24 protein-coding genes are annotated in these 19,597 nt (G+C 43.7%); 5 read left to right on the top strand and 19 right to left on the bottom strand.

Features of this window, described 5'->3' with window-relative positions; all coding sequences use genetic code 11:
- Positions 1–6 precede the first annotated feature (6 nt).
- Positions 7–1,026 (bottom strand): MoeB/ThiF family adenylyltransferase, encoded by a 1,020-nt coding sequence (locus AXI59_RS15385; RefSeq protein ID WP_061528653.1) that lies wholly within the window; start codon positions 1,024–1,026, stop codon positions 7–9.
- Between the two features lie 52 nt (positions 1,027–1,078).
- Positions 1,079–1,681, bottom strand: a complete 603-nt coding sequence (locus tag AXI59_RS15380; RefSeq protein ID WP_061522061.1) for a molybdenum cofactor guanylyltransferase — start codon at positions 1,679–1,681, stop codon at positions 1,079–1,081.
- A 142-nt stretch (positions 1,682–1,823) separates the two neighbouring features.
- Here AXI59_RS15380 and AXI59_RS15375 point away from each other — a divergent pair, with 142 nt between their 5' ends.
- A complete protein-coding gene (locus AXI59_RS15375; protein ID WP_061528652.1) occupies positions 1,824–2,816 on the top strand; it encodes a coiled-coil domain-containing protein in 993 nt (330 codons plus the stop codon).
- Between the two features lie 24 nt (positions 2,817–2,840).
- Here AXI59_RS15375 and rok read toward each other — a convergent pair whose 3' ends face one another.
- The 3 genes from rok to ahpA form a co-directional block, all read right to left on the bottom strand.
- Positions 2,841–3,437 carry a transcriptional regulator Rok gene (gene rok / locus AXI59_RS15370; RefSeq protein ID WP_061528651.1) on the bottom strand — a complete coding sequence of 199 codons (597 nt, stop codon included), beginning with the start codon at positions 3,435–3,437 and terminating at the stop codon, positions 2,841–2,843.
- Positions 3,438–3,940: 503 nt separating this feature from the next.
- The gene (locus tag AXI59_RS15365) at positions 3,941–4,399 is read right to left on the bottom strand and encodes a TlpA family protein disulfide reductase (RefSeq protein ID WP_061522064.1); all 459 of its coding nucleotides are present in this window, start codon (positions 4,397–4,399) and stop codon (positions 3,941–3,943) included.
- Between the two features lie 83 nt (positions 4,400–4,482).
- Entirely contained in the window at positions 4,483–5,025 is a 543-nt protein-coding gene (gene ahpA, locus AXI59_RS15360; RefSeq protein ID WP_061522065.1) for a biofilm-specific peroxidase AhpA, read from the bottom strand.
- Positions 5,026–5,276: 251 nt separating this feature from the next.
- Here ahpA and AXI59_RS15355 point away from each other — a divergent pair, with 251 nt between their 5' ends.
- A complete protein-coding gene (locus tag AXI59_RS15355) occupies positions 5,277–6,083 on the top strand; it encodes a mechanosensitive ion channel family protein (RefSeq protein WP_061522066.1) in 807 nt (268 codons plus the stop codon).
- Positions 6,084–6,116: 33 nt separating this feature from the next.
- Here AXI59_RS15355 and AXI59_RS15350 read toward each other — a convergent pair whose 3' ends face one another.
- The 14 genes from AXI59_RS15350 to fadH form a co-directional block, all read right to left on the bottom strand.
- Positions 6,117–6,362, bottom strand: a complete 246-nt coding sequence (locus AXI59_RS15350; protein WP_061522067.1) for a YkuS family protein — start codon at positions 6,360–6,362, stop codon at positions 6,117–6,119.
- 60 nt (positions 6,363–6,422) lie between these two features.
- On the bottom strand, positions 6,423–7,547 hold the full coding sequence (locus tag AXI59_RS15345; protein WP_061528650.1) for an N-acetyldiaminopimelate deacetylase: 1,125 nt from the start codon (positions 7,545–7,547) through the stop codon (positions 6,423–6,425).
- 68 nt (positions 7,548–7,615) lie between these two features.
- The gene (gene dapD, locus AXI59_RS15340) at positions 7,616–8,326 is read right to left on the bottom strand and encodes a 2,3,4,5-tetrahydropyridine-2,6-dicarboxylate N-acetyltransferase (RefSeq protein WP_061528649.1); all 711 of its coding nucleotides are present in this window, start codon (positions 8,324–8,326) and stop codon (positions 7,616–7,618) included.
- A gap of 81 nt (positions 8,327–8,407) precedes the next feature.
- A complete protein-coding gene (locus AXI59_RS15335; RefSeq protein ID WP_061522070.1) occupies positions 8,408–8,863 on the bottom strand; it encodes a flavodoxin in 456 nt (151 codons plus the stop codon).
- Positions 8,864–8,889: 26 nt separating this feature from the next.
- The gene (locus AXI59_RS15330) at positions 8,890–9,783 is read right to left on the bottom strand and encodes a WD40/YVTN/BNR-like repeat-containing protein (protein WP_061528648.1); all 894 of its coding nucleotides are present in this window, start codon (positions 9,781–9,783) and stop codon (positions 8,890–8,892) included.
- On the bottom strand, positions 9,773–10,246 hold the full coding sequence (locus tag AXI59_RS15325) for a flavodoxin (RefSeq protein WP_061522072.1): 474 nt from the start codon (positions 10,244–10,246) through the stop codon (positions 9,773–9,775). The genes AXI59_RS15330 and AXI59_RS15325 overlap by 11 nt, the downstream gene beginning before the upstream one ends.
- Positions 10,247–10,359: 113 nt before the next feature.
- Entirely contained in the window at positions 10,360–11,241 is an 882-nt protein-coding gene (gene ccpC / locus AXI59_RS15320; RefSeq protein ID WP_061522073.1) for a transcriptional regulator CcpC, read from the bottom strand.
- 139 nt (positions 11,242–11,380) lie between these two features.
- Entirely contained in the window at positions 11,381–11,824 is a 444-nt protein-coding gene (gene cbpB, locus AXI59_RS15315; protein WP_061522074.1) for a cyclic-di-AMP-binding protein CbpB, read from the bottom strand.
- A 142-nt stretch (positions 11,825–11,966) separates the two neighbouring features.
- Complete coding sequence (gene abbA / locus AXI59_RS15310) at positions 11,967–12,158, bottom strand: antirepressor AbbA (protein WP_061528647.1); 192 nt, start codon at positions 12,156–12,158, stop codon at positions 11,967–11,969.
- Between the two features lie 141 nt (positions 12,159–12,299).
- On the bottom strand, positions 12,300–12,818 hold the full coding sequence (locus tag AXI59_RS15305) for a ribonuclease H-like YkuK family protein (protein WP_061522076.1): 519 nt from the start codon (positions 12,816–12,818) through the stop codon (positions 12,300–12,302).
- 122 nt (positions 12,819–12,940) lie between these two features.
- Positions 12,941–13,180, bottom strand: a complete 240-nt coding sequence (locus AXI59_RS15300; RefSeq protein ID WP_061522077.1) for a YkuJ family protein — start codon at positions 13,178–13,180, stop codon at positions 12,941–12,943.
- Positions 13,181–13,624: 444 nt separating this feature from the next.
- On the bottom strand, positions 13,625–14,845 hold the full coding sequence (locus AXI59_RS15290) for an EAL domain-containing protein (protein WP_061522079.1): 1,221 nt from the start codon (positions 14,843–14,845) through the stop codon (positions 13,625–13,627).
- A gap of 102 nt (positions 14,846–14,947) precedes the next feature.
- A complete protein-coding gene (locus AXI59_RS19845) occupies positions 14,948–15,490 on the bottom strand; it encodes a hypothetical protein (protein ID WP_061528646.1) in 543 nt (180 codons plus the stop codon).
- 312 nt (positions 15,491–15,802) lie between these two features.
- On the bottom strand, positions 15,803–16,567 hold the full coding sequence (gene fadH, locus AXI59_RS15280; RefSeq protein WP_061522081.1) for a 2,4-dienoyl-CoA reductase: 765 nt from the start codon (positions 16,565–16,567) through the stop codon (positions 15,803–15,805).
- Between the two features lie 145 nt (positions 16,568–16,712).
- Between fadH and AXI59_RS15275 the strand changes: the two genes are divergently transcribed.
- The 3 genes from AXI59_RS15275 (at position 16,713) to AXI59_RS15265 (ending at position 19,514) form a co-directional block, all read left to right on the top strand.
- Entirely contained in the window at positions 16,713–17,579 is an 867-nt protein-coding gene (locus AXI59_RS15275; RefSeq protein WP_061528645.1) for a metallophosphoesterase, read from the top strand.
- 75 nt (positions 17,580–17,654) lie between these two features.
- Positions 17,655–18,146 carry a L,D-transpeptidase family protein gene (locus AXI59_RS15270; protein ID WP_156476319.1) on the top strand — a complete coding sequence of 164 codons (492 nt, stop codon included), beginning with the start codon at positions 17,655–17,657 and terminating at the stop codon, positions 18,144–18,146.
- 75 nt (positions 18,147–18,221) lie between these two features.
- A complete protein-coding gene (locus AXI59_RS15265) occupies positions 18,222–19,514 on the top strand; it encodes an MFS transporter (protein ID WP_061522083.1) in 1,293 nt (430 codons plus the stop codon).
- Positions 19,515–19,597: the final 83 nt, after the last annotated feature.

The following is a 19,597-nucleotide window of genomic DNA, read 5'->3' as shown; positions in this document are numbered from 1 at the left end:
CTGTTGTTACAGCCCAATCACTCTTGCCAAAACTGAATTTGCTTCTGTTATGTTATTTGTACCGTGAATCAGCGCACGGCCGTCCTGAAAAATGACGATTCTGAAACGCTCATACGATATGTGCAGCAGAAATTCATTCGCTTCGACTTTCCCGATCAGCTTCAGCCGTTTTACAAGCTCTTGTTTCGGCAGCCGTTTTAAAGCGTCCGATCTGATTTGAACAGTGTCTCTTCCGCATAACACGCTTGCTTTCGGCCTGTTTTCAGGCTGCAAATACGGATACTCGGGCTCCAGGCCGCAGGAAGAACAATGATCCCGCTTGATATGCTCTACATTCATGTTCATATTGCTGTTATTCCACACATCAAAGGTGACAAAGCGCCGATTTACTTTTTCCGCATGACCTGTCAGCAGTTTAAGAGCCTCAGCCTGCTGATACGCAGAGACAATATGAACCGCAGGGGGAATAATGCCGGCCGTATCACATGTCGCCCCGCCCACGGGTATTTGCTCAAACAGGCATGATAAACACGGCGTAACTCCCGGAATAATCGTCATATACATCCCTTGGCTGCTGACACAGGCACCGTAAATCCAAGGCGTCTTCGTTTTTTGCGCAAGATCATTTATCAGCATTCTCGTTTCAAAATTATCAGTCGCGTCCACTACGCAATCAGCCTCTTCAATAAGGGGCTGAAGGGTTTCGGCCGTACCTTCCGCCACATAGGCATCTATATGTATTTCACTGTTGATCGCCAAAAGACGCGATTTTGCCGCCATCGCTTTCGGCATGCGCTGTCTCGCGTCTTCTTCCGTATACAGCTGCTGTCTTTGTAAATTGCTCCATTCCACATAATCCCGGTCAATAATCGCCATGCGGCCTATTCCGGCTCTCGCAAGGCCTTCTGCGCCGGCTGTTCCGAGGGCGCCGGCTCCGACGATCAGCACGCTGCTGTCAGCCAGCGCTTTCTGCCCTTCGTCCCCTATCGGCTTAAATCTTGTCTGCCGTGAATAGCGCTCTTCCATCTGTATTGTCCCCTTGCCTTTTTTATTTCCATCATATCATGTTTCTTCCCGCTTAGTCCTGATTCGAAGACTCAATATGCGCCAAAAGTCTGATGTAGTCATCCTGAGTGTTAATATTTACAAATTCCTCCGGCGCGGCGCCGATCTCTTCAGCTTGCACGTAACAAACCGATAGCTGTCGCAGTGTGTCTGCCATCCGCAGCTGGTTTTGTGTTAGCTGATCAAAAAACAGGTCTTTGACCCGTTTATGATACACCGCGATCAGCGGCTGCTCTCTTTTTCCGCAAACCGGAATGACAGCGTCCGCTCCGCCAGTCAACCTCATTTCCAGTGAAGCCATGGTCCTCCTTGAAACAAGCGGCGTATCACAGGATATCACCGTATACGACTCGCCTTCCATCTGTTCCATTGCCGTATATATGCCAGCCAAGGGCCCCATTCCCCGAAAAGGCTGTAGGTCAGGGAAAACATACCGCTCTTTGTATGATGTAAATCTTTCTATATGCTCAGGACGGCAGATAATAACCGAATTTCCGCTGCCAAAGGCGCTTTTCGCCCGTTCATAAAACATTTTGCCTTTCCATTTTACAAATGCTTTCGGCTCGCCAAATCGGCGGGAAGCTCCGCCTGCCAATAATACATTCACCTGTTTCATGTCATCTCTCCTTACTGTATAAAAGGTTAGCAAACGCCTCATGTGAAACACAATGTTCCGGTGCTTGTCTGTTTATTTAAGAGGAATAGCCGTTCTTCATTTCCCATATTGTAGTGTTAACATCATGAGGGAGATGGTTCTTATGAAAATATCAGGTCCGTTTTTCCACGACACTTCTCAAGAGAACCTTTACTTAAAATCAGAACTGGCCAGATGCCAAAAATTAATTTCAGAGTTTGAAGAAAGCTATTTTCATCAAAAAAACAATAAACTTCTTCAGGAAAACGCCAACATAAAGGAACAGCTTCAAAAGCTTTCAGCCGAGTTAGAGGAAATGACGGCACAGCAAAAACAGACAGACAACACAGGCCGAGCTTTTCAGGAGGTCAGAGCCGAGCTGCTTGATAAAATTGTCATCCTGCAAGAACTGCTTCAGCAAGAAACGGTCCAGCGAAAAAGAGAAATTGAAGAAAAACACCGTCTTCATCTGACAAACGTAAAATTCGAAGAAGAAAATAAAAATTTACATACTCAAATCCGATCACTTGAGACCGCCATAGAAACCGAACAGACTTCTCACCAGAAAACGAAACAGCTCTTTGACGCCGCGACGGAGGAAAACATCAGGCTGCAAAAACAGATCACAGAAAAAGAATATCAGCTAAAAAATATTAAAATAGAAATTAATCATATGAGAGAACGAATAATAGAAACAAAAGAACGGCTTGTAGAAATAGAAAAAACGAAAGAAAAACTATTTCAAGAAACCATTTTATCTTACAAAAGGCAGCTTGATGAAAGTGATGCTTGGATTGCCGGCCATTTTGCTGATATTGACAGCCGCGCGGCGGAAACGAAAGAACCGGCGGCAGAACTTCACACTGCTTCCGCGAATTCTGAACATACAGAACATCTGCTTGAAGCCGTCACAGAACAGGTCTTCTCCCTGCAAAAACAGCTCGCAGAATCAGAGTTGCGTGATGAGTCGCTGGATGAAAAACTGGACGCGATCAAGGAACGGGCAGCAGAAGAAAAGCCTTTCCAAAAATGGGTCGTAAAGCTCGAAAAAAAGGCTGGAAAAGACATAAAATCGGCTGAGAGTAAGCGGGACAACGCAAAAAAACTGCTTGAGTAACGCAAGCAGTTTTTTACTGTTTTTCTATTCAGCAGACGTGTCAGCAGCTGATTCAGACGTTTCCGGAGCAATTTCGCCTTCCAGAATATATTGGCCGCGGTATGGTTTTTTTACTTCCGGGTACATTTTAATTAAACTTTGCATAAATGTTGTCATATTAGGAATTTCAAGGCCGCTTTCCTTTTCAATTTCCTTTTGCAGCTCCGAACTTTTGATGGCTGCATTGTGGCGTTTTAATGTTTTAATAGCGGCTTCGCGCAGTTTCGCTGCTTTTGATCCAGGTCTTGCCGTTCCTCTTCTTCTTCTTGCAGAACCGTCAGGAATGCCTGCGGGAAGAGATGCAATAGACTGCATTTGCGGCTGGACGGATTGAGGCTGTGTTTGCGGTTTTTGATAGCTTCTCATTTCCTGTGCCGCGAGCTCTGCAAGCACTGGGAGAGACTCACTTTTCTTCTCCGGACGATAATCTTTTTTTGTATCAGACAGGCTTCCTGTATTGTCCAATTCTCTCAGTTTTGCATATATTTTATCACGTTCTATTTGATATTCACGAATGACTTTAACCTCTGCTTCATTCAATTGTTCTAAACGTAAGCGCAGCGCTTCTCTTTCATTAAACATGTGTAAAACCCCCTGTCAAAAATTTAAACGCTTTATTTAAGATATTAGATTACAAAAGTAATTTTATCAACTATTATTTTATCATTTTACTATTTTATTTACTCTATGAAAAAGTGCTTATTTTCTGATAATGAGACTTTTTATACAAAAATTCCTTATTCTATAGGGGATTTTGGACAACATTCCATTTTTTTCAACCTCTTCAAAATATAACTTAAAATTACTTCTTTAATGAAATTATCTACAATTTTCGACTTTGTAAACCGACATACAAAAAAGGAGAAAAACGAGGAACGACGCCTGTATTCGGCTGATTGCACGTATATTTTCCTCTCTTCGCGCAGAAATTACCATGCAATTATTTACAAATTTCGCCAATGTGCTTATTGGATATTCATATCCAATAAGCACACGAAAAACCCTTTCTGCCGATACGGAGAAGGGTTTTAAAAAGCGAGACAAAAGGCTGACGGGAAAATCCCGGCAGCCAATCTGTCATTACATTATTCAGCAGCCTGCTCTGTTTCTGCAAGAACACGGTTGACGCGTTTTTCAAGCATCTTCATACCGCTGCCTCCCGCTTGGAAGTGGCGGAGCTGGCCTGTTTTATCAAATACGTAATAAGCAGGCACATATTCATTTTCAAACGCTTCTGTCAATGCATGATCACTGTCAACATAAATCGGCTGTGTAATATCGTGCTCAGCCGCTACCTCTTTAATTTTATCTAGATCGAGATCGTCTTCGGAACGAGGCATATGAACGGCAACAACGTTCAGCTTATCTTTATATTTATCGCGGAACTCGTTCACCTGCGGCATTGCTTCTTTGCATAAATGGCAGCTGATAGACCAGAAGTGAATTAAGGTCGGTTTTTCTCCGATCAGCTGCTCTTTTGTGACTTCTCCGTTAAACCAAGCTTTTGCGCCTGTCAATTCAGGCATTGGCTGACGTAATTTCATCTCTTTTCCCTCCAATATTGATAAGTATGAAAAAGGCCTAACAGAAGTTAGACCTTTTTATCTTTTCCGTTCGAGTGAACGAATTAAAGTGTTTTTTGGCCTGGCTTCCAGTTAGCCGGGCAAAGTCCGCCTGTTTGGAGGGCTTGAAGAACACGCAATGTTTCATCAACGTCACGGCCGATGTTGTTGTGGAATACTGTTTGATATTGAAGTTCGCCTTCAGGATTGATGATGAACAATCCGCGAAGCGCTACACCCTCTTCTTCAATTAACACGCCGTACTCACGGGATACTTCGTGGTTTGTGTCAGCAGCAAGCGCGTATTTCAGCTCGCCAAGACCGTTTTCTTTGCGGTCAGTGTTGATCCAAGCCAAATGAGTGTGGATTGTATCAGTTGATACGCCGATAACTTCTGCATCAAGGTCTTCGAACTCGTCGTAACGGTCTGACATTGCTGTGATTTCAGTCGGGCATACAAAAGTGAAATCCATCGGATAGAAGAAAAGCACTGTCCATTTGTCGTTTTTCATATTTTCTTCTAAGCTTACTTTGCCAAATTCCTTATTTGCGAGAACAGCTTCCATTTCAAAACGAGGAGCTTGTTTTCCTACCATACGTTCTGCCATATGTAATTCCCTCCAAAGTATATGATTTGGCTGCATAGCCATGTTAAAATGAGAAAAGAGAATAAATATTCTCATTTAGTTAATATCTTCACAAAAATAATTATAAAGGAATCGATTTTTTTAGTCAATATTAACAAATAATAAATGTAAATAACCCTAGCGCAATCTCTATAAAAAGTTTAACATGTTCTTGAACAGGGAAACAAACTTTTAGCTTTATCGGCAATATGACCGGAAAGGAAGACATCTCTATGATTGATTTGAAACACTATGATTGGGCCGGGCTGCTGACAACTGCCGGAATTTTCGTCATAAAACTGGCTCTCATCATTTTAGCCTATTTTATTTTTCGGGCGCTCGGCAGCAAACTGATCAAGCATCTGTTTGCGAAATTTGAAAAACAAAACAACCTTTCAATAGGCCGTGCCTATACGCTGCAAAGCTTGGCACTGAATGTGTATGCATACATACTGATCTTCATTTTTATCGTGATGATATTGGATTTATTTCATTATAATCCGAGCGCCCTCATTGCCGGAGCGGGCGTGGTAGGGCTTGCTGTCGGCTTTGGCGCTCAAGGGCTTGTCAGTGATATCGTCACCGGATTTTTCATCCTTTTGGAAAAGCAGATTGACGTTGGTGATTACATTACGGTTGCCGGCTTCAACGGTATCGTCGAGCAGGTCGGACTTCGCACGACGCAGGTCCGCAGCTTTGACGGCACGCTCCATTATATTCCCAACCGCGGCATCACTAATGTGAGCAACCATTCCCGCGGTACGATGCAGGCGCTTGTCGATATTAAAGTGCCGCTTGAAAAAAATCTCGATGAAACGATACACATTCTTCAAGCTGCGTGTGACAAAGCCGCCGCAGAGCTTCCGCAAATTAAAGAAGGACCGGATGTCATCGGCGTGCAGGATTTAAGCACAGCCGAAATGGTGATCAGAATTATCGCAAAAACAGAAAACATGGAGCAATGGCGTGTCGAACGCGTCCTGCGAAGAGAAATAAAAATCGCGCTTGACCGTTACAAAGCCGCTGTTTCAGATGAATAGAAAAACCGAAGACCATGCTTCGGTTTTTTCAGTTTAATGAAGTTTCTTTTCTACTTCGCTGCAGATTTCCTCAGCTGTCATCCCGGAAGCCGTAATGACAGATGCCTGTGTGGAAGTATCGGCTATTCCTTGCACATTGCTGTCAAGACCGGTTACGACACAGCAGTCACAGCCTTTAGCGTCATCAGGAGTCCTCATCATCACAACGTCATAGCCTTTTTGCTTTAAAGCCTGTTCTACATCCGATAATGATTGTTCAATTCCAATTTTTTTCGTCATATCGAACACCTCCGTTATGTAGAATGCTCATTTTTTGTTAGATTATTCTTCTTCTCGGATTTAATTGGCATATTCCGAAAAATATCCGACCATAACCTTTACTGCGGTTTCTATCGCTCCCTCATCGGGATTCAGCTTGGCGTGGTGCAGACCGTGGGAGGAATCAGCGCCGAGCCAAAACATAAAGCCGGGATATTTTTTCAGCATATACCCGAAATCTTCTCCGGTCATTGCTTCTTTCGCTTCTTTTACTTCTGCCAGTTTACGGTCAGCGACAAATTGCATAAACTCTTCGGTCAGGCCGCTTGTATTAAACACTTGATGATAAACAGATGGGTATGTGACCTTTCCCTTACAGCGGAATCCGATTTCAATCCCCTTAACCAATTCTTCAATCCGTTCTTTCACCATGCGCATTGATTCCTCAGAAAGCGTCCGGATCGTTCCTTCCAGACGAGCGTTTTCCGCAATGATGTTTTGCGCTGTTCCTCCGGTAATCGTCCCGACAGTAATTACCGCGCTGTCAAGCGGGTCAGTGTTCCGGGAAATGACCGTTTGCAGCTGCGTGACAAGCGTGCTTGCGGCTACGACCATGTCATCTGCGGTATGCGGATATGCCGCATGTCCGCCTTTACCCTCCAGATCAATGACAAGCTCACTTGTATTGGCAAAAAGCAGCCCGCTTTTTGTGGAGATCGTGCCGACCGGAAGCTCGGGAGCGATATGCAGGGCTGTCACAAGGTCAGGCGTCCACTTTTTCAGGACATCACTTTCAAGCATCGGTTCTGCTCCGCCCGGGCCTTCCTCCGCCGGCTGAAATAAGAAAAGAAGATCCTGCTTGACGGGGTGATGGACAAAATGATCAATAATGCCGAGCGCTATCGTCATGTGCATGTCGTGGCCGCATGCATGCATAAAGCCGGGATGCTCAGACGCAAACGGAAGCCCCGTTTGTTCGTCAATCGAAAGCGCGTCCATATCCGCTCTATAGGCAAGCATTTTTTCCGGGGCCGTCCCGTTGATTTTCACAAAAATCCCCGTTCTCCATGTTTCGATTTCAATTCTTTCTTCAGGGTATTGTTTTAGGATATTTAATAGGTACTGCTGTGTTTTATATTCCTGAAAGCCAAGCTCCGGAATACGGTGTAACTCTCTGCGGATGGCAATCAGCCGCTCTTTTTCCATTTTGATTCCTCCTGCCTATACGAATAAGGCGTGGATTGTCATCCACGCCCTTCCCATCAAACCATTCCTTACAGTTGGCGTAATTCCTGTTTGATTTCTGTTTTGCCTTTTGTTTTTTCATCGATGTCTTTGATTTTTTTCGCAGGTGTTCCCGCTACAACGGTGTATGGCTCAACATCATTTACGACGATTGCTCCGGCAGCGACTACCGCGCCTTTTCCGATCGTTACGCCTTCAAGCACAACTGCGTTTGCGCCGATGACGACATCATCTTCAACAACAACCGGTTTAGCGCTTGGCGGCTCGATAACTCCCGCTAATACAGAACCCGCTCCGATGTGGCAGTTCTTTCCGACTGTCGCGCGTCCGCCGAGGACAACGTTCATATCGATCATCGTGCCTTCGCCGATCACCGAACCGATATTGATAGAAGCACCCATCATGATGACTGCGTTATCACCGATTTCTACTTGATCGCGGATAATTGCGCCCGGCTCAATACGTGCTTTTACATCTTTAAGATCGAGCATAGGGATCGCAGAATTGCGGCGGTCGTTTTCTACTACGTAATCCTCGATTTTATTTTGGTTTTCTTCGATAGCTGTTTTGATTTCGCTCCATTCACCGAAAACGACACCTGTGTTTCCGTTGATGAAAGCTTTTGCTGAAGCGCCAAAATTGATGCCTTTCAGTTCACCTTTTACGTAAACTTTAACAGGCGTTGATTTTGTACTATTTTGAATAAATGAAATAATTTCATTTGCATCCATCATTTTCATATGTATTGTCCTCCTCTGATTTTCTACCTCATTACTGTAACAAAGGAAGGATACAAAGACAAGAAAAAAAGGAATAAGCCTTTATTCTGCCGGCTGTCTGCACAAAGCGGCAAATTGTCTCCCGAATTCCTTCAATTCCTCTTCCTCACTGCCTTCAGGGTTCATTTCAATTTTTACAGACGGCAGCACTACCCGGCCGCCGCGTGATGTAATGGTCTTTTCCAATTCATCAACCGCCCCGCAGAAAAATTCATAGGACGTGTCTCCAGATCCAAACAGAGCAAAAGTTTTCCCCGTAAATTCAAGGTTTTCCATATCCTCTGCAATGTCCATTAATTCATCGGGAAGATCTCCGTCCCCCCATGTATATGTTCCAATAATAATATGCTCATAATCATTCAAAAGCTCAGCATCTATATCCATTGCTTCAAACCTGTCAACGGATGCCTCAGCTTCAAGAAGCCCTTTTTCAATAAGATCGGCCATCGCTTCGGTGTTTCCTGACATCGTGGCATAAACAAGCAAAATATTCCCCATCTTCTTCTCTCCTTTATGTATTGACATTAATGCGCAAGCTCCGCTGCCTCATACGGCCTGACAAATTTACATTCATACAGACCCGCGCAAAAAAAGTTCTCTTTCCGGTTTGCGACCCTCCAGCCGTGGCCTCTGATGGTATCAAACCATTTTAATTCCCGCGCTTCGAGATCCGCCTGATAAATGCGTGAAAAACCATCTTCATCTTGAGAAGAGGTGACATAAATAATACCGTCATCCTCAGAGACATCGAGAAATGATTTTTCCCGCCCGGCAGGTCCGTTCGAAATAGAAAGCTCTTCTCCCGTCCAGACATTTTGCACTGTAACCGCGCCTCGTTTCCCCTTAATGGAACCCTTGGCGGAAATCAGCCAGCCCTCCTGATACATCAGCATTGACGCCGTCATGCGATGACTTTCCCGATTCACATGCCGAACGCTTCCGCTCATCAGATCAAAGGCCCAAATGCCGCCGTGGTTCATATGGATTCGGGTGCCGATATAAAGGGTCTGTCCGTGCAAACATAATGATCGGATCACGGGCGGCTCCTTCAATCGTGAAAAAGGTTTAGCCACATGCCAAGTGACGCCGAAATCATCGGATAAATAAAGGCAGTGCTTGCCGTGCGCACAGACAAATCCGCCGCTGCGTCCTGTAACAGCCCATACCGCAGCGTTCGTCGGAAACTTGGATGTCGTCCAGCTTTTTCCTTGGTCGGCCGATCTGATGATAACGCCTTTATCTCCCGCGGCAAATATATAAGGCCCTATGTACGTCATCACATGAATATTGCTTTTTATTTGAAACAGCTTTTTCCAGCCGTCTTCTAAACAAAAATGAAAGATGCCCTCGCCTTTGACGGCGACAAAATACCCTGAAGACACAGATGCCATCACCGCAGTCGCGCCTTTATGAAACATGGCATTGATCCCCGTGGTGAGCGGCCCAGGCAAGGAAACCGCGGACAAACTCCTTGCAGCATTCCTTATCTTCAGCCGTCTCCGGCGCAAGCTCAATTTTCAGCGTTTCCGGATACAAAGCAGCTCCGGCCTTTTCCAGCACCTGACTGAATAGAGTTACAGCTTCGCAAAACTTCGGATAAGCATGGTCGCCGGACCCGAAACAAGCCGTTCTCAGCCCATTGAGCTGAAGATTTGAAATGTCCTCATAAAAATCCTCCGCTTCGTAAGGCAGATCGCCGTCACCCCAGGTATACGTCCCGATAAAGACATAATCATATGACATAAGGGAATCCGCATCAGCTTCATCCATGTCAGCACAGTCAATTGCAATCTGATGCTCTTTCAGCGTTTCTTTTATAATATTGGCAATATCCTCTGTATTCCCAGACATGCTTGCGTATATGATTAATGCTTTTTGCATATGACCACCCCGTAATTGATAATGATTTTCATTAACATATACAATACTTTAAATGATAATGATTTTCATTGTCAATAAAAAATAAAAAAAAGACAGCATGTGCGCTGTCTTTCTTAAAATGGGCGTTCTTGCTTCAGCATATCTTTTACGACAGAAACAAAGGCCTGCACCTGTTTTAATTCAAATGCCGGCTCATATCCGAGAAGCCATGTATCACGCCCGATCGGATAATCCTTTACATCCAAAAGCGGCATTTTATTTACTTTGTCTTCCTCTTCAAGCGTGACGGAAGGCAGAATGGCATAGCCGATTCCGTGCAGAGCCATCTGCTTGCACGTTTCGATCTGGTCGACGAGGATCGTCTGTTTCGGTGAGGTTTTGAATTTTTGATGCCACCAATGCTGGATTTCTTGAAAATATGTACTGTCACTTTTGAACTGAATGAACGGCCGGTCGGTATGGGCGATATCATCAATACATGAAATTTCAGTATCGACCAAATATAAATGATCGGTCATTAAATATTCTTTTCGGCCTTTCCACTCCGGATTTCCCCTGATGATGCCGATATGTACCTGATCTTCATATAAACTCTTCAGCATTTCACTGCTCCAGCCGGTAATGAGTGAGACCTTGGCATTCGGGTACCTCTCCACATATGTTTTCAAGACCTTTGGGAGCCAGTGCTGGCCGATAATGGAGGCGACGGCAAGCTTCAATGTGCCGTGTATTTCTCCTTCAAGTTCATCTATATTTTCTCTTATTCTCTCTTGCCGATCCGTGACGTCATTTGCAAATTGAATGATTTTTTCTCCTGCCGGCGTTACCGTCAATCCTTTTTGAGATCTTAAAAAGATCTTTGTTCCCCAGGCTTTTTCGATGGTTTGCAATCGCTGGGACAGAGCCGGCTGTGACACGAATAACCGTTCGGCAGCCTTTCTCATGTTTAATTCCTCAGCTAAAACTACGAGCATATGAAGCTCTTGAAGCTGCATGTCGTCCTCCTTTTCAATGCCTTCGCGTATTTCTTATCTTCCATTCTAATAAAATAAAGGCTGCCGAGGCAAGCATCACTCATATGTATACGCTTTCTTTTTTGAGTATACGAAGAACAAATAGGCTGGTGCAGCGAGCCTACTTATTCAACGATCTGATATGCTTGCTTAATTGCTTTAAAACGACTCTTCTCGTAAAAATGCCTTCAAATACGCCTTCATCATTTTCAACGCAAACAAATCCGTTATTAATGACCATACTGAACCCTTTAATAATGGGATCGTTTATATGAAGGCGCGGAATATCCTTCAGCATGACTTCCTCGACCGTAATTTGATCCAGCTTTTCAAACTCAATCCGTTCGAGTCCGAATATGCTGTTCATAATCATGTTTGTCCCGATCAAACCGTGCAGACGGTACGAAGCGTCCAAGACAGGGATAGCAGTATAGCCGGTTTTTGTCAGCACTAAAAGAGCATGCTCAAGGTTGTTTCCGACCTGTACGTGCGCGACTTTATCCGCCTCGATCATAAATTGTTCGACTGTTGCTTCAAGAAGCTGATCTGATTGTAAGCTAATCATGTCACTTCGACCCCTTTACATTTTTCATCAAAACATGTATACCCTATATTACAATAATATAAACATTATCATTTTTTGTCGAAAAGTTTCCGTCAATAAAAAAGATACTCTTTGCATTCGAGTATCAATTATAGGTCACTGATTAATTTTCGTTTCGAAAACGGTCATAAAGCGTTACAAGTTTTTTATAAGTGGTTCCATCAACGCTTTTTGTCCCTGCTTCTATATCGTTGATTTCGCTGGTCAAAAGCTCAATGGCATATTCATGATTGATCAGGATATTCAGCAGAAGATCTTGTTCTTCTTCCGTAAATCGTTCACCGATAAAACTCATACGTAATCAGGCCCCCTATTTTTTTACTGAATACCTCTGAAAGCAAGATTAGATTTACTTTCAGCTCTACCGCTAGAATAAGTAAACAGAAAAAAATCGTCAACCGCATAATTCGACATTTTGCGGTCTCAGCATGAAATATTATTTTGTATAACGATTTGCATAACTGAATGCTGTGTAGGAATCGGGCTTGATTTTCGCTTCAATGCCCATCGAGGTAATCCGGCTGGTCATTTCTTGTATCAATTCTTTTGTCAGCCCTTTTTTTCCGATATCCAGATGCACTTCGAATGTGAGATCTGCTCCTTCTCCGGTGAACGGCAGCAGCAAATCCGTAATTTCAATTAAATGCCCGTCAAGGATATATGCGGCAGTTTCTTGGCTGAACGCGGTTTCAAGTGAAATTTTTTCACGAAGGCTATGTATCGGTCTGGTAAGTTCATGATTTTTCAAACAGCCCCAAGCTCCCTTTCCTGTTCGGTGCAAGTGTATCGCTGTAATAAATTTCGTGCGGTCACGGAAAACTTGTGAATCGGTCCCTACAGACAGCACATATGCTGAGCGGGGATCTCTTCTGACAAAGCTTTTCAGCCGTTCCATCACATCTTGAAAGGTCATTTGTGCCTCTGAAAGATTATAAAACAGTAAAGAATCGGCCATGTAAAGACACTCCTCTTCAAAGATCTTACAACCAATATGAAACAAGCACATTCCTTATCGCTATTTAAAAGCTCCGCTTGCGGAAGACGGGAAGCTTGGTCAGCCTGAAAAATCAAATAAAGTTACTGAAGGAGCTCGAAGATTTCAATAGAAATCATGTCAATGTTATCAAACGGATATGTCGTCGGTTTTTCACCTTTTTGAAATACCGTAAGCTCAAACGTTTGATTCTTTTCGAAATATTTAACACTGCATATTTTTTCGCCGTTAACTTCAAAATAACGCTGCATCGGCTCGCTTGCCGCTTCCGCCGTTTCTTGCAGGCTTTGCAGCCTTGTGATGATACCCATTAATTGTGACATTCTAAAAAAAGACTCCTTTCAAAAAACAACTTCAAATCAACAAGTATTTATTATAATACAAGTTCTACAGAGCATCATACCATAAAGTAGGGTCGGATGGCATTTTCCCGCTGGATTTTAAGAAAAGAAAAAAACGGGAAAACCTTGTTTTCTGATAGTTTGAAGCTTTTTTTGAATGTCATACACTTTAAAAATGATTTTTTTACTTTTTGAACCGTCATCGTTACATGTATGAAAAAACGGGCTTTCTTATGCGCAAACAACATAAAAAAAACTTGGCGGGGGTAGCGCCAAGCTTTTTCGGATCTTGATCTGATAGAGGGGTTGGGGAACAGAGAGTAACTTCTCTCTATAAGCAAATGATAATGATTATCAGTATCGATGTCAATCGTTTTTTTATTTTTTTTTAAATGATAACAAAAAAAGCGGCACACTTCAGCCGCTTTAAAGTAATCCGTCCTGTTCATATAAATAAGAGTAAGGCAGATCGATAAATAAATACATATGGTTATCCATCGGGTATGAAAAGGTTCTGATCATCTCTCCCGTTTCAATGTCACTGTATAAATCACTGAAAAATCCTTTTCTCGAATTCCGCATCCGCATAATATTTTCTAAAAAGTACGGACGCCAGCTCCAGTTTTTCTCCACATATTCCGGCTGATAGATCCATTCACCGGATTGCTTGAAAACATTTCCCGTCAGCTGATAGCCTTCTTCATCGCACATATAAATCCTGAAGCAGCAGTCCGTCAGCTTTTCCGCCAATTTTTTAATAAACTCATCATCCGCCTGATGGGTTTTCATCAGATCTGAGACAACTTGATTGACACGCTTATAAAATCTCTCAGAGTGCTCATACACCGTCTCCAGCTTCTTTTTCTCCCTGGTGATAAATTGGTGAAACTCTGTTTTTAATCTCGCTTTTAAAAGATCTCGATCTAAGAAATGGTCATTCGGTGCCTGCAGGTAATAGCCCTGAAAGAAGCGGCCGCCGTTTCTCCAAGCGTATTGGAGCTGAAAATCAGCCTCTATATCCTCATACAGCAATGCAGCGCCGATTTTTCTCGCGAGCAATGAGATGCTGTACAGTACATGCTCATAGGACGGCGACGGCTGTGAAACTTTCAGAGCCTGCAAATCAATTTTCAAAAGGTCGGGTGAAAGAAGCGCAATTCTGTCCAAGTTGCTGCTTTCCTTGCCTATATTATCTACTGCGATTTTAATTCCGTATGTACGATAGTAAGTAAGCATATGGTACAGCTGCTCAATGTCACCTTCAAAATTGTGCTCGGTAATTTCCAAAACGAAGCGGTTCAATTCAATACCCTTTGCTTCGTATTCTTTCAAGAGCTCAAGAAAGCTTTCGCCGTGATCAAGCATCAGCACATTCGCATCCTGATTGATAAAGATTAAAAGGTCACGATCCGCATCTGTAAACCGCTTCAGTGCCTGCCGGATAATTCTGTCATCGACCTCCAGCTTATATTCTTCAGGAATGCCGGGATCTAAAAAAAACGGCCCGAGACTCTCTATCTCTGAATCTGCCGAAATACGCCCCAGCACCTCATAGCCTACGACTCTTTGCTCTTCAGCGCTGAATATGGCTTGATAATACGGGATGACATCATCAATATTCGTTAATATATCAAGTGGGTCCAACATGTTATCACCTGCTTCTCTATCTTTGTCTGATTATACCACATCGGTTACTGACATCAATTTAAGACAGGCATCATTTCCTTTTGAAAGAAGGAGAAATATTGGTTATTTTTTATGAATTAAATAAAAGACAGGAACTGTTATGAGGAAGAACAAGGCGTTATAAAAAGCAGCAGTACGCAGATAATAAGTACCTGCTATTCCTTTATACTCCCAATGAGGATTGTTTTTTATTCTGCTGCTAATTGTCCCTTTCTCGTCCTCTTTAGCAAATCGCAACTCTGTCTTTCCCTCATTATTTTTAGAGACAGTCACTCCATATTGTGTACTTATTTCGTTTTTATAACGTATTGGCAAAAATGTATATCCGGTTAAAAGAGGTTTTGCATGTTCGCTCGGTACATTTACATATAAAGAAACGAAAGAGTCTCCTCCAAGTCCGGTTTGCTGCTCTATAATCTTTGTGAATTTTGCGTCATTCGGGAAATCAATATGATATAATTTTTCAAGTCTTTTTATATCATTCGTTGTAAACTTCGTATTTTGATAGTATTCAGGAGATGAAATACAATATACAAAATACCCTCCATTTAAAATCAAAAAGAGAACCCCAAAAAACAATGTGATCATTATCTTTAATGTTTTCAACTCTGCACTCCTATATTGAGAGAAAACTGTATAAACAGGCGAACAAAAAATTTGTTCGCCTATTGTATATTATATTTTATTCGGCTTTCTTGCGTTCTTCTAAAACCTCACTAAATCTTGAGCGGTTATTGCCGATTGTCTCAAAGTAATTCTCAGCTTCAAATACCCTTTGGAAAACCTTTCTAGTTCCAAGAGAATAATATCAGTATTTTCATCATCGTTCAAATCATATTCTGCCTGTTTATATCTCTCATGAACTGACCTGCCAAATCTATTGAGTATACCTATTAATTTTTAAGGATAATTGATTTTTTAAAAAGGATGGGAATTCAGCCATTGGCCTCCGTCTAATGTCACACATTCTCCATTCATATAAGACGCATCCTCTGATAACAAAAATGACGCCAGCGCGCTGATTTCCTCGGGTGTGCCGAAACGGCCGAGCGGCACACTGTTCAGCGTTCGTTTCATCGCAGCTTCTGATTCAAAGAGCTTCTCCGCCCCGCCGGTTCGTTCGATCGGCCCCGGAGCGATGGCGTTTGTGCGGATGCCGTATTTTCTGCCCCATTCGACCGCCAGTGTCCTCGTTAACGAAAGCACGCCTGCTTTAGCAGCGGCTGAATGGACGACGCCCGCCCCGGCCCCCCAGGCATAAGTCGCTGCCATATTTAAAATGGAACCCTTTTGTTTCGTTTTGATCCAATGGCGGCCGGCCGCCTGGCTGCAGAAAAACGTTCCGTTCAGGACGATGTCGATGACGGCCTTCCATCCGTTCGGTGAAAGGTCTTCAGCCGGGCAGATGAAATTCCCGGCCGCATTGTTAATGAGTGCGTCGACGCGGCCGAAAGCTTCCTCTGTTTTGGCCACCATTTGTTCCGCCGCCGTTTCGGAGCGGACATCCATCTGAATAAAAGCAATCTGTCCAGGAAATGTTTCAATTTCGGCTTTCGTTTCCTCAAGCGCATCGAGCTTTCTGCCCGCCAGCATAACATACCATCCCTCTGCTGCAAGTCTTTTTGCCATCGCTTTTCCCATACCGCTCGATCCGCCTGTAATCATCACTGCCTTCTTATCCATAACAAACACACCCCTTTATTTATTGAATGAATAATCATTCATAATTCTATCATATATGTCTTTTCCCGTCATTATATGTTGAAAAGGGATTTTTCAGACGTGCTGATGATATAATAGATAAACTCTGACAAAGGTTGGATTACATATGGAGAAAATGACTAGACGAACGTTTTTAAAAAGAGGGCTCGGCTTATTGGCCGCAGGTATATTGACGGCAAGCGGCGGCTATAGCTATGCCCGGTATATTGAACCTCATATGATCAATATAACCCGGCACACGATCCGTCACCGCCTCATCCCCCGCGGTTTTGACAAATTCAGAATCGTTCAGTTCACCGATACTCATTTAAGTGATGTTTATACATCCAAGGACTTGGACAAAGTTGTGCAAAAGATAAATCAGCTGAAACCTGACTTGATTGCCTTCACGGGTGATTTAATTGATAAACCTCATCTGTATCAGGATCATCAGAGAGCGCTCTCCGCCTTACAAAAGCTTCAGGCGCCCTTCGGCAAACTTTGTGTTTACGGAAACCATGATCACGGAGGATACGGCACCAACACCTATAAGGCGCTGATGGAAGAAGCCGGATTTCAAGTGAAGCGGAACGGATACGAGCGGCTGTGGCTGACGGACGGAAGCAGTATCGAAATCGCCGCTTTAGATGATTTAATGCTCGGAAAACCCGATTATGAAGGAACGCTTTCCCGGCTTTCAGCGGATGTGTTTTCGATTTTACTCGTTCACGAGCCGGATGCCGCTCTAGAGATTGGCGGATATCCCGTTAACCTGCAGCTGTCGGGACACACTCATGGCGGACAAATTCAGCTCCCTTTTTTCGGGCCTCTTATTACGCCGCCTTACGGAAAAATATATACAGACGGCATGTATACGTTAAATGACACAGCCATTTATGTAAATCGCGGCCTCGGAACGACAAGGCTGCCATTGCGATTTTTAGCCAAACCGGAGATCGCGCTGTTTACGCTGAAATGCGCTGCACAAAAATAAGACTTTTATCCTGATGCAGAAATGCCCCTTCCTTAATATGTATATGGAAAAGAACTTATAGGAAGGGTGATTAAACTGCTGATCTACCAAGTCAAACATGAAACCATATCCAGCATTGCCGCGGATTTCAGAATAAGCACTGCGGCGCTTCTTCAGGCAAACCCCTCTATCCATTCGGTTGTCAGTCCGGGGCAGAACATCATAATACCGGGACTTCCCGATCCATCCTCCATTCCGTATTCCATCATTGTCTCTATCGGGGCAAAGAAGCTGCAATTGTACCGCAACAGCCGGCTCATCCGCACATACCCGATCGCAGTCGGAAAAATATTGACGACTACGCCGACCGGAGACTTTTACATCGTCAATCGCCAGCCTAAGCCCGGCGGTCCTTTCGGCGCTTATTGGCTCAGCCTCTCAAAACTGCACTACGGCATTCACGGAACGAATAATCCCTCTTCCATCGGCAAAGCTGTGTCTAAAGGTTGTATTCGAATGTATAATCAAGACGTTATTGAACTTGCGGCAACCGTGCCGAACGGAACAAAAGTGACAATTACGAGATAGCGGTATCTCATTTGTTTAAAAAACGAGCTGATGATAATATATTACAGTGGGACCTTTAGGGTAAGGAGCGTGTTTATGGATATATTTAAAAATCGTAATTTTGTCCGGTTATTCTTCGCAGCACTCGCTTCTCAAATGGGAACGACTGTAGGTAATATGGCATTTGCTTTTTACTTGCTGGACCGCTTTACCAATCAGCCGGCTTACACGACTCTGGCTGAGCTGATGTATTCGCTGCCGACTGTTTTTGTCTTTCTCATTGTCGGTGTCGTAGCTGACCGTTTTGACAGGAAAAAGGTCGCAGAGAATTGCGATTGGATCAGAGCCGGATTAACGGTTGTCTTCTTTTTTACCTTATACAGCGGAAATATCCCTCTTGTGTTCTGTATTTTGTTTATCAGAAGCGCCGTGACCAAGTTCTTTTTCCCGGCAGAAGCCAGCCTTGTACAAGCTATCCTGCCTAAGGAGCATTACGCTAAAGCTGCGGGGCTTAATCAAATTCTGTTCAGCATCTTTATGGTATTCGGCGTCGGCATAGGTGCGTTTATGTATAAAACGATCGGCATTCACGGAGCGATCATTCTTGATTTTGTCAGCTTTATTGTGTCAGGCTGTCTCATCCGCGCCTGCCGCATTCCAATAGAAGCCCGTCAGCCGAACGGTCCTTTTAAATGGGGAAATTCGGTCCTGAAAGATTCGGTCGCAGATTTTAAAGAAGGTATCGTGTATATTGTCAAAAACAAACTGCTTGCTTCACTTATTTTCGGTTTTTTCATCTTTGGGTTTGTCAATGGCGGGTTTGCCGTACTGCCGATGTTTACCATGAAGTACGGGCTTGCGCCTGACAATTATGAATCGCATACTTCCATCTTTACGGTCGCTCTCGGCTTTGGGTTGCTTGCCGGAAGTGTCGTCGGCACGGTCATCGCAAAAAAAGTTAAGCCGCACCATTTAATGTCGGTTCCTATTTTGGCAGCCGGGCTGTTGATTTTTCTGCTTGGCTATACAGATAACCTGTGGGTCTATTATGCGACTGCTTTCGTGCTTGGCATGTGCATCGGTCCCGTCAATATCGCCATTGGGGGCTGGATGCCAAAAATCGTCCACCCGAAAATTATGGGCCGTGTGAGCGGCTGGCAGGACCCTTTTATGATGTTTGCCCAGTCCATTACACTCGGTTTGGTCGCCCTGTTATTTCCGAAATTCGTTTCCAATATTGATTATCTTTATTACGGCATGGGAGTCGTTATTTTGATGGTGTTTGTGTTCTATTTTATCGCCCTGCCGAAATACAGCGCCGAGGCAGCCGAAATCGATGTTCAGAAATCGTTAAAGGCTGAATCTGGAAAACGCGCGAAACCTGTCTAATAAAGGAAAAAAATGCGCCCTTTTCATCAGAAAAAGGCGTATTTTTTTAATCAATATTTGCATTTCAACGCTAAAAAAGTATA

Origin of the sequence: Bacillus nakamurai (genome assembly GCF_001584325.1) — a bacterium.
GTDB lineage: Bacteria > Bacillota > Bacilli > Bacillales > Bacillaceae > Bacillus > Bacillus nakamurai.
The sequence above is the reverse complement of the archived record's forward strand: the minus strand, read 5'-3'. Positions and strand labels throughout refer to the sequence as shown.

What these genes read in the sequence shown, in the direction of transcription:
- AXI59_RS15325 (WP_061522072.1), bottom strand. Translation starts at nt 10,246, where the DNA reads ATGCAAAAAGCATTAATCATATACGCAAGCATGTCTGGGAATACAGAG.
- abbA (WP_061528647.1), bottom strand. Translation starts at nt 12,158, where the DNA reads ATGAGTTTTATCGGTGAACGATTTACGGAAGAAGAACAAGATCTTCTG.
- AXI59_RS15300 (WP_061522077.1), bottom strand. Translation starts at nt 13,180, where the DNA reads ATGTCACAATTAATGGGTATCATCACAAGGCTGCAAAGCCTGCAAGAA.
- AXI59_RS15335 (WP_061522070.1), bottom strand. Translation starts at nt 8,863, where the DNA reads ATGGGGAATATTTTGCTTGTTTATGCCACGATGTCAGGAAACACCGAA.
- AXI59_RS15290 (WP_061522079.1), bottom strand. Translation starts at nt 14,845, where the DNA reads ATGTTGGACCCACTTGATATATTAACGAATATTGATGATGTCATCCCG.
- AXI59_RS15350 (WP_061522067.1), bottom strand. Translation starts at nt 6,362, where the DNA reads ATGACGAAAAAAATTGGAATTGAACAATCATTATCGGATGTAGAACAG.
- ccpC (WP_061522073.1), bottom strand. Translation starts at nt 11,241, where the DNA reads ATGCAGCTTCAAGAGCTTCATATGCTCGTAGTTTTAGCTGAGGAATTA.
- AXI59_RS15345 (WP_061528650.1), bottom strand. Translation starts at nt 7,547, where the DNA reads ATGGAAAAAGAGCGGCTGATTGCCATCCGCAGAGAGTTACACCGTATT.
- AXI59_RS15305 (WP_061522076.1), bottom strand. Translation starts at nt 12,818, where the DNA reads ATGGCCGATTCTTTACTGTTTTATAATCTTTCAGAGGCACAAATGACC.
- ahpA (WP_061522065.1), bottom strand. Translation starts at nt 5,025, where the DNA reads ATGGCAGAACGTATGGTAGGAAAACAAGCTCCTCGTTTTGAAATGGAA.
- AXI59_RS15385 (WP_061528653.1), bottom strand. Translation starts at nt 1,026, where the DNA reads ATGGAAGAGCGCTATTCACGGCAGACAAGATTTAAGCCGATAGGGGAC.
- AXI59_RS15275 (WP_061528645.1), top strand. Translation starts at nt 16,713, where the DNA reads ATGGAGAAAATGACTAGACGAACGTTTTTAAAAAGAGGGCTCGGCTTA.
- AXI59_RS15355 (WP_061522066.1), top strand. Translation starts at nt 5,277, where the DNA reads ATGATTGATTTGAAACACTATGATTGGGCCGGGCTGCTGACAACTGCC.
- AXI59_RS15375 (WP_061528652.1), top strand. Translation starts at nt 1,824, where the DNA reads ATGAAAATATCAGGTCCGTTTTTCCACGACACTTCTCAAGAGAACCTT.
- AXI59_RS15330 (WP_061528648.1), bottom strand. Translation starts at nt 9,783, where the DNA reads ATGTTTCATAAAGGCGCGACTGCGGTGATGGCATCTGTGTCTTCAGGG.
- AXI59_RS15265 (WP_061522083.1), top strand. Translation starts at nt 18,222, where the DNA reads ATGGATATATTTAAAAATCGTAATTTTGTCCGGTTATTCTTCGCAGCA.
- AXI59_RS15380 (WP_061522061.1), bottom strand. Translation starts at nt 1,681, where the DNA reads ATGAAACAGGTGAATGTATTATTGGCAGGCGGAGCTTCCCGCCGATTT.
- AXI59_RS15365 (WP_061522064.1), bottom strand. Translation starts at nt 4,399, where the DNA reads ATGAAATTACGTCAGCCAATGCCTGAATTGACAGGCGCAAAAGCTTGG.
- dapD (WP_061528649.1), bottom strand. Translation starts at nt 8,326, where the DNA reads ATGAAAATGATGGATGCAAATGAAATTATTTCATTTATTCAAAATAGT.
- rok (WP_061528651.1), bottom strand. Translation starts at nt 3,437, where the DNA reads ATGTTTAATGAAAGAGAAGCGCTGCGCTTACGTTTAGAACAATTGAAT.
- fadH (WP_061522081.1), bottom strand. Translation starts at nt 16,567, where the DNA reads ATGGATAAGAAGGCAGTGATGATTACAGGCGGATCGAGCGGTATGGGA.
- cbpB (WP_061522074.1), bottom strand. Translation starts at nt 11,824, where the DNA reads ATGATTAGCTTACAATCAGATCAGCTTCTTGAAGCAACAGTCGAACAA.